The 15656-nt window shown below is 60.5% G+C and carries 16 protein-coding genes and 1 tRNA gene; 5 read left to right on the forward strand and 12 right to left on the reverse strand.

The features are described from left to right. Window positions 1-174 precede the first annotated feature (174 nt). From ACYQ1P_RS02775 to ACYQ1P_RS02790, 4 genes are all read right to left on the reverse strand, one after another. Window positions 175-336 (reverse strand): DUF3309 family protein, encoded by a 162-nt coding sequence (locus ACYQ1P_RS02775; RefSeq protein ID WP_460018853.1) that lies wholly within the window; start codon window positions 334-336, stop codon window positions 175-177. 330 nt (window positions 337-666) lie between these two features. Beyond that, the gene (locus ACYQ1P_RS02780) at window positions 667-840 is read right to left on the reverse strand and encodes a CsbD family protein (protein WP_460018854.1); all 174 of its coding nucleotides are present in this window, start codon (window positions 838-840) and stop codon (window positions 667-669) included. A 139-nt stretch (window positions 841-979) separates the two neighbouring features. After that, window positions 980-2311 (reverse strand): diguanylate cyclase domain-containing protein, encoded by a 1332-nt coding sequence (locus tag ACYQ1P_RS02785; RefSeq protein ID WP_460018855.1) that lies wholly within the window; start codon window positions 2309-2311, stop codon window positions 980-982. 160 nt (window positions 2312-2471) lie between these two features. Continuing rightward, a complete protein-coding gene (locus ACYQ1P_RS02790; protein ID WP_460018856.1) occupies window positions 2472-3545 on the reverse strand; it encodes an OmpA family protein in 1074 nt (357 codons plus the stop codon). A gap of 815 nt (window positions 3546-4360) precedes the next feature. Here ACYQ1P_RS02790 and ACYQ1P_RS02795 point away from each other — a divergent pair. The 3 genes from ACYQ1P_RS02795 to ACYQ1P_RS02805 all read left to right on the forward strand — a co-directional run bounded on the left by ACYQ1P_RS02795 (window position 4361) and on the right by ACYQ1P_RS02805 (window position 5902). Beyond that, window positions 4361-4513: a hypothetical protein gene (locus ACYQ1P_RS02795; RefSeq protein ID WP_460018857.1), complete on the forward strand. Its 153-nt coding sequence runs from the start codon at window positions 4361-4363 to the stop codon at window positions 4511-4513. Between the two features lie 251 nt (window positions 4514-4764). Beyond that, window positions 4765-5559, forward strand: a complete 795-nt coding sequence (locus ACYQ1P_RS02800; RefSeq protein WP_460018858.1) for a Crp/Fnr family transcriptional regulator — start codon at window positions 4765-4767, stop codon at window positions 5557-5559. Next, entirely contained in the window at window positions 5531-5902 is a 372-nt protein-coding gene (locus tag ACYQ1P_RS02805; protein WP_460018859.1) for a single-stranded DNA-binding protein, read from the forward strand. Before ACYQ1P_RS02800 ends, ACYQ1P_RS02805 begins: the two co-directional genes overlap by 29 nt. Window positions 5903-5972: 70 nt before the next feature. Here ACYQ1P_RS02805 and ACYQ1P_RS02810 read toward each other — a convergent pair whose 3' ends face one another. After that, window positions 5973-6437, reverse strand: a complete 465-nt coding sequence (locus tag ACYQ1P_RS02810; RefSeq protein WP_460018860.1) for a helix-turn-helix domain-containing protein — start codon at window positions 6435-6437, stop codon at window positions 5973-5975. 234 nt (window positions 6438-6671) lie between these two features. After that, window positions 6672-6748, reverse strand: a tRNA-Arg gene (locus ACYQ1P_RS02815). A 261-nt stretch (window positions 6749-7009) separates the two neighbouring features. On the opposite strand from ACYQ1P_RS02815, the gene ACYQ1P_RS02820 reads away from it, so the two are divergent. Together ACYQ1P_RS02820 and ACYQ1P_RS02825 are read left to right on the forward strand one after the other, a co-directional pair. Next, entirely contained in the window at window positions 7010-8161 is a 1152-nt protein-coding gene (locus ACYQ1P_RS02820; protein WP_460018861.1) for a hypothetical protein, read from the forward strand. A 15-nt stretch (window positions 8162-8176) separates the two neighbouring features. Continuing rightward, a complete protein-coding gene (locus ACYQ1P_RS02825; RefSeq protein WP_460018862.1) occupies window positions 8177-9298 on the forward strand; it encodes a PQQ-dependent sugar dehydrogenase in 1122 nt (373 codons plus the stop codon). On the opposite strand, the gene panC is transcribed toward ACYQ1P_RS02825, so the two are convergent. The 6 genes from panC to ccoG all read right to left on the reverse strand — a co-directional run bounded on the left by panC (window position 9295) and on the right by ccoG (window position 15603). Beyond that, on the reverse strand, window positions 9295-10143 hold the full coding sequence (panC, locus tag ACYQ1P_RS02830; RefSeq protein ID WP_460018863.1) for a pantoate--beta-alanine ligase: 849 nt from the start codon (window positions 10141-10143) through the stop codon (window positions 9295-9297). The two genes, ACYQ1P_RS02825 and panC, sit on opposite strands and share 4 nt — an antisense overlap. An 11-nt stretch (window positions 10144-10154) precedes the next feature. Beyond that, window positions 10155-10997 (reverse strand): 3-methyl-2-oxobutanoate hydroxymethyltransferase, encoded by an 843-nt coding sequence (gene panB / locus ACYQ1P_RS02835; RefSeq protein WP_460018864.1) that lies wholly within the window; start codon window positions 10995-10997, stop codon window positions 10155-10157. Window positions 10998-11102: 105 nt separating this feature from the next. Beyond that, on the reverse strand, window positions 11103-11273 hold the full coding sequence (ccoS, locus tag ACYQ1P_RS02840; RefSeq protein WP_460018865.1) for a cbb3-type cytochrome oxidase assembly protein CcoS: 171 nt from the start codon (window positions 11271-11273) through the stop codon (window positions 11103-11105). 6 nt (window positions 11274-11279) lie between these two features. Continuing rightward, window positions 11280-13607 carry a heavy metal translocating P-type ATPase gene (locus tag ACYQ1P_RS02845; protein ID WP_460018866.1) on the reverse strand — a complete coding sequence of 776 codons (2328 nt, stop codon included), beginning with the start codon at window positions 13605-13607 and terminating at the stop codon, window positions 11280-11282. A gap of 44 nt (window positions 13608-13651) precedes the next feature. Further along, the gene (locus ACYQ1P_RS02850) at window positions 13652-14146 is read right to left on the reverse strand and encodes a FixH family protein (RefSeq protein ID WP_460018867.1); all 495 of its coding nucleotides are present in this window, start codon (window positions 14144-14146) and stop codon (window positions 13652-13654) included. A gap of 8 nt (window positions 14147-14154) precedes the next feature. Continuing rightward, window positions 14155-15603, reverse strand: a complete 1449-nt coding sequence (gene ccoG / locus ACYQ1P_RS02855) for a cytochrome c oxidase accessory protein CcoG (RefSeq protein WP_460018868.1) — start codon at window positions 15601-15603, stop codon at window positions 14155-14157. Window positions 15604-15656 lie beyond the last annotated feature (53 nt).

The following is a 15656-nucleotide window of genomic DNA, read 5'->3' on the forward strand; positions in this document are numbered from 1 at the left end:
ACGCTGGTCCACGCCACAGGCTGCCATACCAGTTTCAGCAAAACGGCGCGACTGCTCCAGGATGGGCTAACCGCCAGCCATTCTCAACCTGCCGTGCTGAAGATCGGCAACGACCTGATCGTCCTCGCCGTGGTGCCGGGGGCGGGGAACAGACGCCGTGTGCTGGGGTCGTTGTCAGATGCGCCCAAGCAGCATCAACACGACGATGATAATCAGCACGAAGCCCAATGCGCCGACACCTGTGTGCCCGAAGCCATAGCCATAACCACCAAATCTGCCGCTGAATCCGCCAAGTAAAAATACGACAAGAATAACGATTAGAATAGTACCTAACATCACTTTTACTCCATTGGCGGAGCACCATGCGTCCGGCGATGGGCTCGGATATTCAGTCCTGGGGCACGGTGTCGCTGCACGGCATCGGGTGCCTGTGCCGCCCCCGTTCGTTTACTTTCCGTCGATGGTAACGCCGTGTTTATCGATCTTGATGTCGAGGCCGTCTTGCTGTTCATCATAGTATAGATAGCCCAGCCCAGCCGTGCTGATGACGAGCAACCCTATGACGACAATAAAAAAGGTCCGAGTAAACATTGCATCCCTCATTGACTTCTGAAATTTGGTGAAGCTGCCTAGTCCGGCGTTCTTAATGCGCGCGGACCATGTAGCCTAATTGTTGCCAGTCATTTCCTTCAAGCTGCCAACGGCGTTCTGGATCGCGCCCTCGACCTTTTCGGCCTCGCCCTCCGACTCAAGTTTCACATCGCCGATCGCCTTTGCGACCGCCACCTTGACCTTGCCTTCCACGACCTTCGCGGAACCAACAAACCGATCCTTATTCATGGGAATTTCCTTTCTGAGCAATGGGCCAAAACATTCATTCCCTGCAAAGCAGGGGAACGGCTCAGATGATCGCACCGCCGCCCGGAGCCCGCACTAATGCAGGTTAATGTGATAGACGGGCTCGTTCACCGGGCGGTCGTCACCGGTTCTTATGGATTTCATCCTCCAGGGCCGGGGTATATGCCCGATAGGTGCCGCGCCCTTCTTCCTTGGCCAGATAGAGAGCCAGGTCGGCACGGCGATTCAGTTCGGCAGCGTCGTCGGCATCGTCCGGAAAATGCGCGATCCCTACGCTGACGCCGATGCTGATGCTTTGGCCGTCAATATCAAACGGGACACACAGTTTCTCCACGTATTGTTGAGCCAAGTGTTCCGCATCCCGCCGATGGCTGATTCCTTCCAGGATTACGCCGAACTCATCACCGCCGAGACGCGCCACGGTATCCACTGCCCGCAGACCGTCGGACAGCAGGGACGCCACCACACACAAGAGTTCGTCCCCGACCGGGTGGCCGTAGGTATCATTGACCATCTTGAACTTATCTAGATCCAGGAGCAACAAAGCGGCCTGGAACTTGAAGCGGCGACCGAATTTAATCGCGTCGTCAAGCGCGGTTTCGAAGCGGTTGCGATTGGCCAAACCGGTAAGCGGATCGGTAAGCGCGAGCCGTTGGATTTCTTCGTCCAGCGTCTTTCTAGCGGTGATATCCTCAATCCCAAGCAGGATCGCCGGGCTCTGCTTGCTGGACAATCGGACCTGCCGCGCATTGAACAGCAGGGTTTTTAGCTTACCCGGTGGGAATTCATGTTGGACCTCAAGGGCGTCGATGGTGGCACGATGGGGAATTACCCGGAGCAGCGATTTCATTAGTTCGGGGTCGCTCAATTGACCGTTGCCCAACGCGCCCAGTTCTAATCCCAGGGCTTCCTTCGGTGACATTTGGATAAAGCGATAAAAGTTCCGGCTGGCCCGGATCACTCGCAGTTCGTCATCGAGAATCACCAGTGGCTCACGTACGGTTTCCAGGATGGCCTTGGTGAATTCTGTCGCCTCGCGCGTCTCGTCCTCGACGCGGCTGCGTTCGGTGATATTTTCGATGGTTAACAGGGTCATCGCGTGCGGCGCATCGGAGCCGCGGAATTTGCGACCACTGATAAGGAATGTCTGAACACCAAGAGATGGAATATCGCGCTCCACCTCCAATGTTAGTGGCGGATCGTTTGGTAAACCCACCTGCTCGGTCAGCTGTTGCAAGCCGGGGAAATCCCATAAGCCGTTTCCCAACGCGGACAGGCGCCGTCCTTCGGTGCCTTCAGGCGTCTCCTGGAAGGAGCGATAGAATTTCTGATTTGCCCTAATAACACACATATCATTACTCAGAACGACCAATGGATGCCGTGCCGCTTCCAGGAGAGCCTCGATGAATTCCAGGCTTACCGTTGGAGCTGTTTCGTCTACCAGCGACTTCATAGAGATTCCTCGTTAGTTCATGCGGTGACACGCGCGACCGTGGACACGACCGCAGGCGGAAAGCTGTCGTTTCGTAGCCAGCTTGCAGTGCCGCAGGGGTGCCGGCGAACCAGCACCCCCAGGGAAAACGGTGATATTCTTGGTGACGCGCTTGATATGATTAGTTGTTCACCGCCAGAGGCATTGGCGACGTGGGGTAAGGATGCCGGCGTGAGCCGCAACCGAACTCATCCTTCATCGGGGCGATTTCGGGACGTGCGGACGTCGGAGCGTTACGATCAGTATGGAAAGCTACCATCACCACCCGGTTCTGTGGCTCGCGAACATTGTTCCCTGTCGATACGATCAAATCGGTAGAGCCCATAGGAACGATCCGGGTTTCAATGCTCTCGTGGAGCCCAAGGGTTCGTAACGCTGCCACCACGGACCGCGCCCGACATTCTGAGAGGCCGTAGTTATAGGCATCCGGTCCAGACGAGTCAGCACGCCCCATGACATCGATTCGCGCTGGTTTGATCGACTCCACTTGGCGCATGATTTGATCCAACTCGGCCTTTTGTTCCATCACGCTTTGATCGCCAACATCGTTCTGCCCGGATTTGAGCAGGTCATAGCGGTCAAACCCAAAATTGATGACACTGACTTTACACAAGGTACCGTACTGATTGTAGCCCTCTGGATTCTGTGCACACGGCATGCTCGTAGACGCCAACTGCGGCATCGGTGTTTCTAGCGCCGCCACCTTCATGACCGGCTGGCACATCTTTGCGTGTTCATACTGCTGCTCAGCCATCTCCTCGATCCAGCAATCGAATTTTACTTGCTGGGTCGCCGCCGCTTTCGGATCACTAAGCTTCGTCGTCTCAATCCAAGGCACCAAGCGCGCGCGCATATCAACTACCTGCTGCAAGTCAGAGCCATTCAGCCCCTTTGTGCGGTCACCGGTCGATGTGGTCCAGAAGGCAGGGTTTTCCATTTTGACAGTTTTACCTGTCGCCGTGTCCGACGCCTTCTGGTAGAACCGGTCTGCAGAGCGGTAGTTGCCCTCCAGATAGTCTTCGTTGCCTTGTTGCTTGTAGCCTTCAACTAGGGCTTGCTGGAATGGATCGGCGACCGGACGGAGGGCGTTCGCCGTATTCTGGTCGCCACCGACCACAAAACCGGATGTCATGTCGGCGCAGGCGCCAAGCAGAGTGACGAGGGCGACGGATGAAAGAATTTTACGCGTACACATAATTTGATCCTTTTGTTTAGCAACGGGTTGATCCGTTGACGATATCGGTCCCTATAGTGGTCGCGGACCGATTTCGGTGCACTAACCTACGGCAGTGTTGGTGCAGGCGGGACCGAGGGCTGCGAGCCCGTCGAGGCACGGATGGCCGTATTTGCGGATTTCCGATATCTTGGCACCGATTTAAAAGACCTTCTGCGTCGCGCGTCGCTCAGGTCAAGGTGACCACAAGCTCTTGCACACCCCTGGACAGCCGCAGCCGAAGTTGCCCGTTGTCGATGGGTTGAGGTGCGCCGTTCAGAAGAGCGGATGTGACTCCCCGCCCGGTCCTTCCGGGATTGTTGACGGTGATTGCGAGACGGATACCCCCCAGCCGGACGAACCGGTATACTAGGTCCAGCCGCCACGACCTTCGTGCGGAGCGGTGGAATAGACGTCCGCAGCGACGACATAGGGTTCGACCTTGTAGCGTGCGGCTGCCTCTGCGGTCATGCCTCATCACGAGCGATTGGTGTCGGGTCCTCCGCAAGCGTCCTTTCCGGATATTTGACCAAGATCCCCGCGCTGTCGGCCAGAGATCCGGGGGCGGCATCGCAGGGTATTGTCAAAGGCAAAGCCTGCCGCATGCGTCGTGTCATGGCGACCCAATTGTATTCGATCTGATCCCAATTCGTGGCTGGTCCTTTCGAGACTCGGTGGATGTCTTGTCGCAGAGATACCTCGGCAAGCAACGCTGCACATCCGAAGATTGCAGAGGCTAGGCTTGCAGTATTCTAACGGCCCGGTGCTACAGGCGCGCGATCACAGATCAGTACCGGGTGACAGACGCGAGAATCGCGCCGCCCTTATCGACGACGAACGGAATTTCCGCCCGCAAGAATGCCATGGATCAGGGCGGCGACGGCAGCGTGAAGCTCGGCATGGCCGTCCGTGCCCGGGTCATTCGAGTGCGCCGCGGCGGCATCGTGTAGGATGCCGACGATTTCATGTTCCGGCAGAACTTTGTGATCATTCAGCGCAAGCAGAAGCGATTCGCAGATGGCGAGGGCCGCCGATCCTGGCACGTCGGGTATAGGGGACAATGAGTTGGCCTTCCATGATTGAGTGTTACGTGCTGAACTCCATTTGATTGAAAGCGTGCTACAAGTTTCGCACATTTGTGGTAACGTGGGCTGAGGCAGATTAGTCCGACCAATTGTATTGACACCCCGGTGTCGTTTGCATGCATGTGGTCGCCTTTGCCTTCGTCCTTTCCAGGACGTCATTTTTCACAGGAGCCCTGGCATTGAATGTCCTTCACAGCCCATTTGCGCGTAAACTCGGAGCATTCGTTGCCCTGTCCGAGAAAGAGGAATCGGCGCTTCACAAGTTGCATGGCCGGCGAAAGACCTTTTCCGCCGGAGTAGACATGGTGTATGAGGGGCAGGCCAACCATGTGGCCTACATCCTGGCATCGGGTTGGGTCTGTTCGTACAAGCTCCTTGAGGACGGCACGCGACAGATTGTCGATTTTCAGGTTCCCGGCGATTTTCTGGGCCTGCGTTCGGTGCTGTTACGCACCTCGGATCACAACATCGAACCCGTCACCAAGGTCGAGGCGTCCGAAGTGCTATCCCAAGATCTGTTGGAGGCCTTCAGCGAGACACCACGGCTTGCCACCGCTGTTCTCTGGGCCGCGTCGCGCGATGAGGCCATGGTGGTCGAGCATCTTGTAAGCATCGGACGGCGGGATGCGAAGGAACGGACTGTGCATTTCCTGCTGGAACTGGGCGCGAGGCTGAATCTGGTGGGTCTGGGTACGCCTGCGGGATATGCCTGCCCACTGTCGCAATATGTGATAGCAGACACATTGGGGTTGAGCGCCATTCACTTGAATCGCGTACTTCGCGAATTGCGCGAGGACGGACTTTTGACGTTCCGGCAGGGTCGGGTCGAGTTTCACGATCTCGACGGACTGGTGGAGCTTTCGGGTTTCGACAAGACCTATCTTGATCACGACGGCCCATTGCTCAAGTGATCACCGGGGACACTGTTCGGTCCCGGCGTTCGGGCCGGACATCCGCACCATGCAGAACATCCAGCAGGTCGCCACGCACTCCATCGACACCGACCACAGCTACAAGGACAAGAACACCGGCGAGTGGATCAAGCGCACGGAATGGCACCGGGTGGTGACCTTCCAGCAGGGCCTGGTGTCGGTTCTCGAAAAGCACGCCCGCAAGGGCCGCCTGACGGCGGTGCAGGGCATCGTCGATGGTGAATTGCCAGTCTGCCATAGCGTTGTGGGTGTTTCGCTGCCTGATCCAGGCGTTGATTTCGGTGGCGAGGATGGCCGTGCCGGATCGTGGGGACGGGTGTAGACGGCCAGCACGTCTTCCATCGCCGCCACGAAGGCGGCGTTGGCCTCGGGCGGGATGACCCATTGCTCCTTCAGGTGAGGCTTAAGTTCGTTTTTTTCAGTGTCCGCGACACCGTGCTGGCGCTGACGGCGTCCACCACCTCCAGCATCACCAGGCGCTCGGCGAGCAGGCGAAGCGTCCAACGGCAACGGCCTTCCGGCGGCCGCGAACAGGCAAGGGCGATCAGCCTGGCTTCCTTCTCGCCGTCGAAAACCGGCGGGACCGGCGGGGTCGCCCGCTTCTTACGGGACAGCGTCGCCTCGAAACCTTCTTCCACAAGCTGCTGACGCGCGCGATAGACCATGGAGGCGCTGGTGTCCAGGGCTTCCATGATCCGGGCGTCGCTCCAGCCCTCGCCGCCCTCCGCCTGATCGGCCTTTAGCAGGATCCGCGCCTTCAGCAGCCGACGCGCCGGGCTGGTCCCCTTGCGCAAAAGTTCCCGAAGATGATCCCGTTCCCCTTCCGTCAACCGGACGATATACTTCTTCTCCGACATGAGCCCCTCCGTTGCCATGGCTTCGAAACAGAGGGAATCAGCAAAACCTTTCAGATGAGTTGACGCAGGCCACTAGCTATTACCGTGATGAAGTCAAATAAGCTCTGCGGCATTCGGCGAAATTCCATGCTCAGCCTGATGGCCAAAAATTGGAATACCTCCACAGAGACCTTATTATAGCCTTATTAGAAAAGAAACCGCCCTAGCCGGAACCGGCTAAGGCATTGAAAAAATTGGCGCGCCCGAGAGGGTTCGAACCCCTAACCTCCTGATCCGTAGTCAGGTGCTCTATCCAGTTGAGCTACGGGCGCCGCGCCGGGGATCGGATGTCCCCGGCCAAAGAGGACGGGACCTTACTCAAAGCGCCCCATCGGGTCAAGGGGGACGCTTCGGAAAAAAGAACTTTCGTTCCCATGAAATCGTTGCTTGTCGCGCCACCAGGGTTTGTTTAATATCCAGAAAATCTTCGGGGGGAAGGGCTTAGGCACCTCGTTATCGCCGGTCGTTAACCAATCATCCACCAATCCCCGGTCATAGTGTTAGTCCTTGGGGGCATCAGACAGACTCGCACAATGCAAAAAACCATCAAAACATTGCTGTTGAGCTCCGTGCTCTTGCTACCGGCCTGTTCCTTCACCGAGGAAGCCCTGTGGCCCTCCTTGACTGGAGAGGACCCGGCAGGTGAGGAGAGTGCGACGACCGAAACCGCTCAGGCTAACGCGCCGGCCGACTTGCAGTCCGCGGCCCCGGCCCCGGTGGCCCCGATGCCGCAACTGGGTTCGGGAGATTTCCAGCCGACCGCCATCTCCCCTGGCGTGCCGACCGGCACTTATGTCGGCAAGAAAGTCATCGAGATGCGCGACGAGCTCGGTCGCCTGCATGGCTCGATCACCCAACATAACGAGCAATTGCAGCAGGTGCGGGCCGGAACGGTGCAGCACGCACAGCGCTTCCATGGCACCCTGGCCGCCATCTATGCCCGTCTTCAGGTGGGCACCACGCCGGGCAACCCGATTCTGGTCCAGCAGTACAACAGCGCGCTGGAAGACCTTGACCGCATGGGTGCCAACATCGCCGAGATGAACAAGCTCTCCCAATCGGTCACCGCCGATTCCACCATGGCCGGGTATCTGACCGAGGCCGTGACCTCCTCGTTCCGGCTTTCCGGGGCGGTGGACGAAGACCATGAACAACTGGCCGTGCTCGAAGACGAAACCAAGCGCACCACCGTGCTGATTGAACGCCTGTTGGGCGAGTTGTCCGACGACATGCGCCGTTCCACCGATTACGTGCGCGGGGCGCGGGCCGATCTCAACACCTTGGGCGTCGGGGTCAAGTCCGGCGAGATGATGGGCCAGAGCCTGAGCAATCAAGTGGCCGGACAGGGCCTGCAAGTCGGCTCCGTGCCCATGGATACCACCGGCCGCCGTCCGGTGGTGCTGATCCGTTTCGACCGTGAAAACGTGCCCTATCAGCAGGCGCTGTACGGTGCGGTCAGCCAGATTCTCAAGACCCGACCGGATGCCACGTTCGATCTGGTCGCCGTGGCCCCGGCTGCGGGGGGCAATGCCCGGGTGGCACTCAATACCAGCCGGGCCAAGCGCAGTGCCGAGGGCGTGTTGCGGGAATTGGTGGATATGGGACTGCCGCCGAACCGCATCATTGTTTCGGCGCGGACCAGCGTGACGGCCATTTCCAACGAAGTGCACCTTTATCTGCGTTAATTCGTGGTTGTTCTCATGACTCGCTTTCAGAGGATGGCGGCGCGGGCCACGCGGGTGGGCGTCGCGCTGCTGCTTTGTTCGACCCTGGCATATGCCGAGGATGATCCGGATCTTTCCGGCATCCGGCTGCCCAGCGGTTTTTCCATCTCCCTGTGGGCCAAGGTGCCCGGCGCCCGCTCCCTGGCGGTGGCCCCGGAACGGGGCATGGTCTTTGTCGGCACGCGCGGCGACCGGGTCTTTGCGGTCGTCGACTCCGACAAGGACGGGGTGGCCGAAGACGCCTTTCAGATTGCCTCCGACCTCAATATGCCCAACGGCATCGCCTGGCGGGCCCCCGACCTCTATATCGCCGAGCGCCACCGGCTGCTCAAGCTGCCCATCGGGGCGTTGTCGCCGACCCAATCCCTGAAGGCCGAGGTGCTGTTTGAGGGATTGCCCGATCTGCGCTGGCACGGCTGGCGTTATATTCGGTTTGGCCCCGATGGCGGGCTGTATGTGGCGGTGGGTGCGGCCTGCAACGTCTGCGCCCTGAAGGGCTTTGAGGGCAGTATTCTGCGCTTCGATCCGAAAAGCTGGACACCGGCCCTTTATGCGACCGGGATTCGCAATTCGGTCGGGCTGGATTTCCACCCCAAGACCGGCGACCTGTTTTTCACCGACAACGGGGCCGATTGGATGGGCGACGAGCTGCCCCACGACGAACTCAATCAGGCCACCCAACCGGGACAGAATTTCGGCTTTCCCTACTTTGGCGGCGGCAGCGCCCGAACCGATGACTTCAAACGCCAGGAGCCGCCCGCCGAGGCGCGGTTCCCGGTGATCGAATTCAATGCCCATGTGGCCCCTTTGGGCATCCAATTTTATACCGGCGACCAATTTCCCGCCGCGTACCGCAATGACGCCTTTGTTGCCCAGCACGGGTCCTGGAACCGGGCCGAGCTGGACGGGTACCGGGTCATGCGCATTCGTTTCGACGAGCAGGGCCAGCCCCTCGGCAAGGAGATTTTCGCCGACGGCTGGCTGAAGGACGGCGATGTGATCGGTCGCCCGGTGGATGTGGCGGTCCTGTGGGACGGCTCTTTGCTGGTTTCCGACGATTCCGCCGGGGCCATCTACCGGATCAGCTATCAGCCTTAAACGGCAATATTGTCGATCAGGCGCGCCCGTCCCAGATGGGCGGCGGCGAGAATACGGCATTCTCGGCCATCGCTGAATGCTTCGACTGGACTCAGGTCCCCGGCATCGCGGATCGCCACATAATCAATGCTGCGGAATCCGGCATCAAGCAGGCTGCCGATGGCCCATTTGGACAGCGCCTCGGCGGTTTCGCCGCTCCGGAAACGCCGGGCGGTCTCCAGGAGGACCTGATACAGGGCCGTCGCCTGGATACGTTCCTCCTCGCTCAGATAGGTGTTGCGCGACGACATGGCCAGTCCGTCGGATTCACGGACGGTCGGCAGACCCTCGACTCGGGTCGGCAGGGTCAAATCCCGCGCCATGCGCCGGATGACCAGCAATTGCTGATAGTCCTTTTCGCCGAACAGGGCCAGGTCGGGCTGCACCTGAATCAGCAGCTTGGCCACCACCGTCGCCACGCCGACGAAAAATCCCGGACGGAAGGCGCCTTCCAGAGTGTCGCCCAGTTCCGGCACGTTGACCCGGGTCAACTCACCGACCGGGTACATTTCCTGCATTCGCGGCACATACATCAAGGCCACCCCGGCTGATCCCAGCTTTTTCCGGTCTCCGGCCTCGTCGCGCGGATAGCGGTGCAGGTCCTCCTTGGGGCCGAACTGGGTCGGATTGACGAACACCGAGGCGACCACCTGATCGGTCCGTTCGGCCGCTGCCCGGGCCAGACTCAAGTGACCCTCGTGCAGGGCCCCCATGGTGGGCACGAAACCCACGGTTTTCCCAGCCGAGCGCCACTCGGCAAGACGGTCACGAAGCTCGGCGATGGAGCGCAGGATTTCCGGCTGCATGGAACGTCAACTCACTCGCCGACCACGCGCACAGGGCGCACGGCACCGAAGCAATGTTCGGCTGCGGGGAATTGGCGACCGCGCACCTCCTCGGCATAGGATTCAACGGCCTTGTGGATGTCCTCGGCCAGATTGGCATAGCGCTTGACGAATTTGGGCTGGAATTCGGTGAACAGGCCGAGCATGTCGTCGACCACCAGAATCTGCCCGTCACAGGCCGGAGACGCCCCGATTCCGATGGTCGGAATGGTCAGCATCTCGGTGATTTCCCGCGCCAGCGGCTCCACCGTGCCCTCAATGACCAGGGAGAACGCCCCGGCCTCGGCGATGGCCAGCGCATCCTGACGAATGCGTTCGCCCTCCTTGTAGTCCCGACCATGGGAACGGAATCCGCCAGCCACGTTGACCGATTGCGGCATCAGCCCCACATGACCCATCACCGGAATGCCCCGGCGGCTGAGAAAGGCCACCGTTTCGGCCATTTCCGTCCCGCCTTCCAGCTTCACCCCGTCGGCCCCGGTCTCGGCCATCACCCGCGCCGCCGCCCGAAAGGCCTGCTCCGGCGACGCCTGATAGGAACCAAACGGCATATCGACGATGACACAGGCCTTTTCAACGCCCCGGCGCACTGCCGCGCCGTGCGCGATCATCATGTCCAGGGTGACCCCCAAGGTGCTGTCCAAGCCATAAATCACCATGCCCAGGGAATCGCCGACCAACAACAAATCCACCGATTCGTCCAAAATGCGGGCCATGGGCGTGCTGTAGGCCGTCAGACAGACGATCGGTTGGCCGCCTTTGCGGGCCTGAATCTGCGGAGCGGTCATGCGGCGGGATTTCTTTTGTGCACTCATTTGGGGTCTCGCTGTCCTACGGGGCCATTTTCCTGATTAATAGTGTAACACACTATTTTTGCACCTGCGAACAAACATATAGGCAGCGCACCAAAAAAGGTCAATTCACTTTTTATCACGAGGCGGTCGGATCATGTCTTCATCATCGAACAGGATGCGGTTAGAGGCTCCGTCCAGGTCTTCGAACTGGCCACTTTTCATGGCCCAAAGGAAGGCTGCCAGTCCCAGAAGGCCCAGTCCGAGGGCGATGGGAATGAGATAAATGATAATATCCATTGGACCTTATGTTCTCCGTTTGCGGCCCAGCCGCAGGGCGTTGGCGATGACCACCAGGGAGGAGGAGGACATGGCCACGGCGGCAATCAACGGCGTCACATGCCCCGCCACGGCCAGGGGAATGGTACAGGCATTATAGAGGAAGGCCAGCAGGAAATTCTGTTTGACCAGCCGGTCCGCCTGTCGCGCCACCTGCAAAACCTCCAACAGCGGGGCCAGCCGATCTCCCTGAAAAATCACGTCGGCGGCAGTCTGGCTGACATCCACCGCCGTCGAAGGTGACACCGAAACATGGGCCGCTGCCAGGGCCGGAGCATCGTTCAGTCCGTCCCCGACCATCATCGGAAAATGCCCCTCGGCGATCAGCGTCCGCAAGCGGTCGGTCTTGTCGGTCGGCGAACATCCGGCGCGCCAGGTCTCTACCCCCACGGCCTCGGCCACGGCAGCCACTACCGGCTCCCGATCCCCGGATAGAATCTCCCGGGGCACATCCAGCCGCGCCAGGACGTCAGCGGCATCCGAGCGCAGTTGGTCGGTAAAGGCAAAGCGGACAGGTGTCCGACCGGGTTGCTCCAGCCACAGCTCGGGACCCTGCCCAGGAGGAGCGAGCGGATCGCCACACCAATCCCGGGCCCCCAGTCGGATCTCGCCCCAGGCCAGCCCCCGCCCGGCCACCTCCGTCACCCCCTTGGCCAGCGGCACCCGGGGCAGGGCGCGGCTCAGGGCGCGGGCCAGCGGATGCTTGCTGGAGGCGGCCAGGGCAGCAGCCAACCGGCGGTCCGCATCGGATATTTCGTCCAGATTCCGCAATTCCGGGCGACCGATGGTCAACGTCCCGGTCTTGTCGAACAGAATGCGATCCACCTGCACCAGACGCTCCAGGGCGGTCGGTTCCTTGAGCAGGATGCCCTGCCGCATCAGCCGCCCCGAGGCGATGACCTGCACCACCGGCACGGCCAGGGCGAGGGCGCAGGGGCAGGTGATGATCAGCACCGAAACGGCGATCATCAGCGCCGGTTGCCATTCCAGCCCGCCCAATCCCCACCAGCCGAGAAAGGTGAGCAGGGCCAGACTATGCACCCCCGGCGCATACCAGCGCGACACCCGGTCGGCCACCGCCACGAATTTGGCCCGCCCCTGCTCCGCCGATTCCATCAGCCGCACGATTTCGGCCAACAGGGTGTCTTCGCCGGTGGCCGTCACCCGCAGGGTCAGCGGACCCGACAGATTGCTGGTTCCGGCGAACACCTTGGAGCCCTCCGACACCGCTTCGGGCAGGCTTTCACCGCTGATCATGGAGCTGTCCACATCGCTGTGACCGCTCAAAACCAGGCCATCGACGGCGATCCGATCTCCCGCCGCCGCCAGCACGGTCATGCCCGCGACGACCTCTTCCGGTCGCACGAATCGGCGTGTGCCATCGTCTTCGATTACCGTCACCGCCGTCGCCGTCAGCCCGAGCAGCCTTTCGGCGGAGGAGCGGGCGCGGCCCCGGGCCCGACTGTCCAGGTAACGCCCGACCAGCAGAAAGAACAGCAACATGATCGCCGAATCGAAATAGACATGCGGGCCGCCGCGCATGGTTTCGAACAGGCTCATGCCCGCCGTCAGGATCACCGCCAGGGATATGGGCACATCCATGTTGGTATGGCCGCTGCGCAGAATGGTGAGGGCGGAACGAAAAAACGGGCGTCCGCAATAGACCAGCGCCGGGAGCACCACCAGCGCCGACAGCCAATGCATCAGCGCCCGAGTCGAGGGCATCATACCGCTCACATTCCCGGCCCACACGGAAATGGACAGCAGCATGACGTTGCCCGCAGCGAACCCGGCCACCGCCATGGCCCGCAGCAATTCCTTTTCGCGCTTCTGGCTTTCCATCCCCAGCCGTTGCGGGTCGAACGGTATCAGCCGATAGCCCAGGGTGAGCACCGGGGCCAGGATCTCCGCCGCCTGTTCCGCCGTCCCCTGCCATCCCAGGGACAGCCGATGGGTGGTCATGTTGACCCGAGCCCGGGTCACCCCTGGCTGGTGGGACAGCACCGCCTCGATCAACCACACGCAGGCGGCACAATGCAGCCCCTCGACCATCAGGGCCAATTGGCACTGACCCTCGCCGTCCGGCCGCACATGGCGGCTGTAATCAATCCGCGCGTCGTCCTCGTCCGGGCGCAGCACGCGGGCCTCTGGATCAATGCAGCGGCGTTGATAATAGGCCTCCAGCCCGAGCCCCTGAACCAGTCCGTAAGCCGCCTCGCAGCCGTGACAACAAAAGGACTGGCCACCCGAACTGTCAGCCGGCACCGGACTACCGCAATGGAGACATTCAGCCATGGACGGAAGAATACTCTGAGAGAGGAAACCGCGTCACCAAAAGCCTATTTGGCCATGATCCGCTGGACCTTTTGGAACGGCACGGCACCGCCCTCGGCAACGATATGGACGTCCCACTGTCCCTTGAGGGGGAGCGACACCGGGGCGGCGTAGGAGCCGCCGCTGAACGGCAGCAGATCCACATGCTGATCGAAACCATCCTGGGTCGGGCGGATGAAATAGGCCACGATGCGCAAACCCGGCATCTCGTTGCCGTCGCGATCCATGACCCTGACCAACACCGTTCCATTGGCCGTCTCGCTGCCGCCGCCGGTTTGGGTGAAGCCGATCTCCGCCGTCCAACCCATGGCCTCTTGTTCCTTGGCCAGGGCGAGGGTCTTGTTGTAGGCGATGCCTTTTTCGTAATGCCCCTCGGTCTCCAGGCCGCCGAAAGTGGTCGTCGCCAGATAGATCAACGTCCCGTTGACCACCACCACGATCAACATGCCGAAGACGAAAATCCACGGATACCACCATCCGTCAGGGCGTTGCCGGGTCATCACGGGGGTCACCTCCTGGGGGCGCGGAAAACGCTGCTGTTGGATACCGAAAGTCCGGTCTCCTTGTCGGTCAACACGAAGTCGAGGTCGGTGGATTCACCATCGAGTCCGGCCCGGCCCGCCGTGACGAACACCTTGAAACTGCCCACCGTATCGGCTTTCACCGGCAATTCCGCGCTCTCTGCCGGTTCCGGTTGATAGCCGATCACCGAGAGCTTGGCCCCCTCGATCCCGCGCAGGGTCAATACATAGGTTTTGGACTGCGAGACCATATTGAGGATCTTGTAGGTATAGCCGTTGCGGAAATCGCCGTTGGACAGGCGCACGAACAGCGGCGCCCGGTCACGCAGAATATTGATTTCAATGGTCGAGCGGGTGGCAAACATGCCGACCATCACCGCCATAACCGCCAGCAGCAACACCGTGTAGCCCACCGTGCGCGGACGAATCCAGCGCTTGCTGGTCGGTTTGCCCTGGGCCCGCAGCACCTGATTGCGCTCCGAATCGTAGGTAATCAGCCCATGCGGCAGCTTAAAGCGGTCCATCACCGTGTTGCAGGCATCGACGCACAAGGCACAGCCAATGCAGGCCAACTGATTGCCCTTGCGAATATCCACCCCGGTCGGACAGACCTGCACGCACATGTCGCAATCGACGCAATGGCCGCGCCCTTCGAAGCCTTGCTTGGGATTGAACTTGGCCCGTGGCTCACCGCGCCATTCCTCATAGGTGACGAGAAGGGTATCCTCATCGAACATGGCGGCCTGGAAGCGCGGATAAGGGCACATGTAGATGCAGATCTGCTCACGTGCCCATCCGGCGGCCATGTAGGTGGTGAAGGTCAACGTGCCGACCACCGAATAGGTCCAATTCCCGGCCGAGCCGTCGAGCATTTCCCGCAACGCCTGAGGCGCATCGACAAAATAAAAAACGAAGTATCCGGCAGTGACCAGGGCGATCAGCATCCACACGGTATGTTTGGCGGTTTTCTTGGCGATTTTGCCCAGACTGAGCGGCTTGCGGTCGGCGGCAATGCGCTTGTTGCGATCCCCCTCGATCCAACGCTCCACCAGCATGAACAAATCGGTCCAGACGGTCTGAAAACAGGCGAACCCGCACCACACGCGGCCCAACAGCGCCGAGGAGAAAAACAGACCGATGGCGGCGAGAATCAAAACGCCGGTGAGGTAATAGACTTCCTGCGGCCAGATCTCGATGGGGCCGATATACCCCCGGCGGCCTGCCATATCGAGCAGCAACAGCTGATCGGTGACTCCGGGACCCCGCTCCCAGCGCAACCACGGAATTACGTAATAAATGCCGAGTAAGACGACGAGAGCCACCCATTTGACGGTTCGGAACGTCCCCTTGACGTCACGCGGATAGATCGCCTGAACGGCGGCGAACAAGGGGGCGTCCTTGGCGGACGTGGTTGCAGGTTGCGATTTATTAGCCATGATCTGTCACCATCTGTCTTGCCCGTCGAGCCCCCGAGTCGGCGGCGGCCCAT

Source organism: Magnetospira thiophila (genome assembly GCF_054657015.1).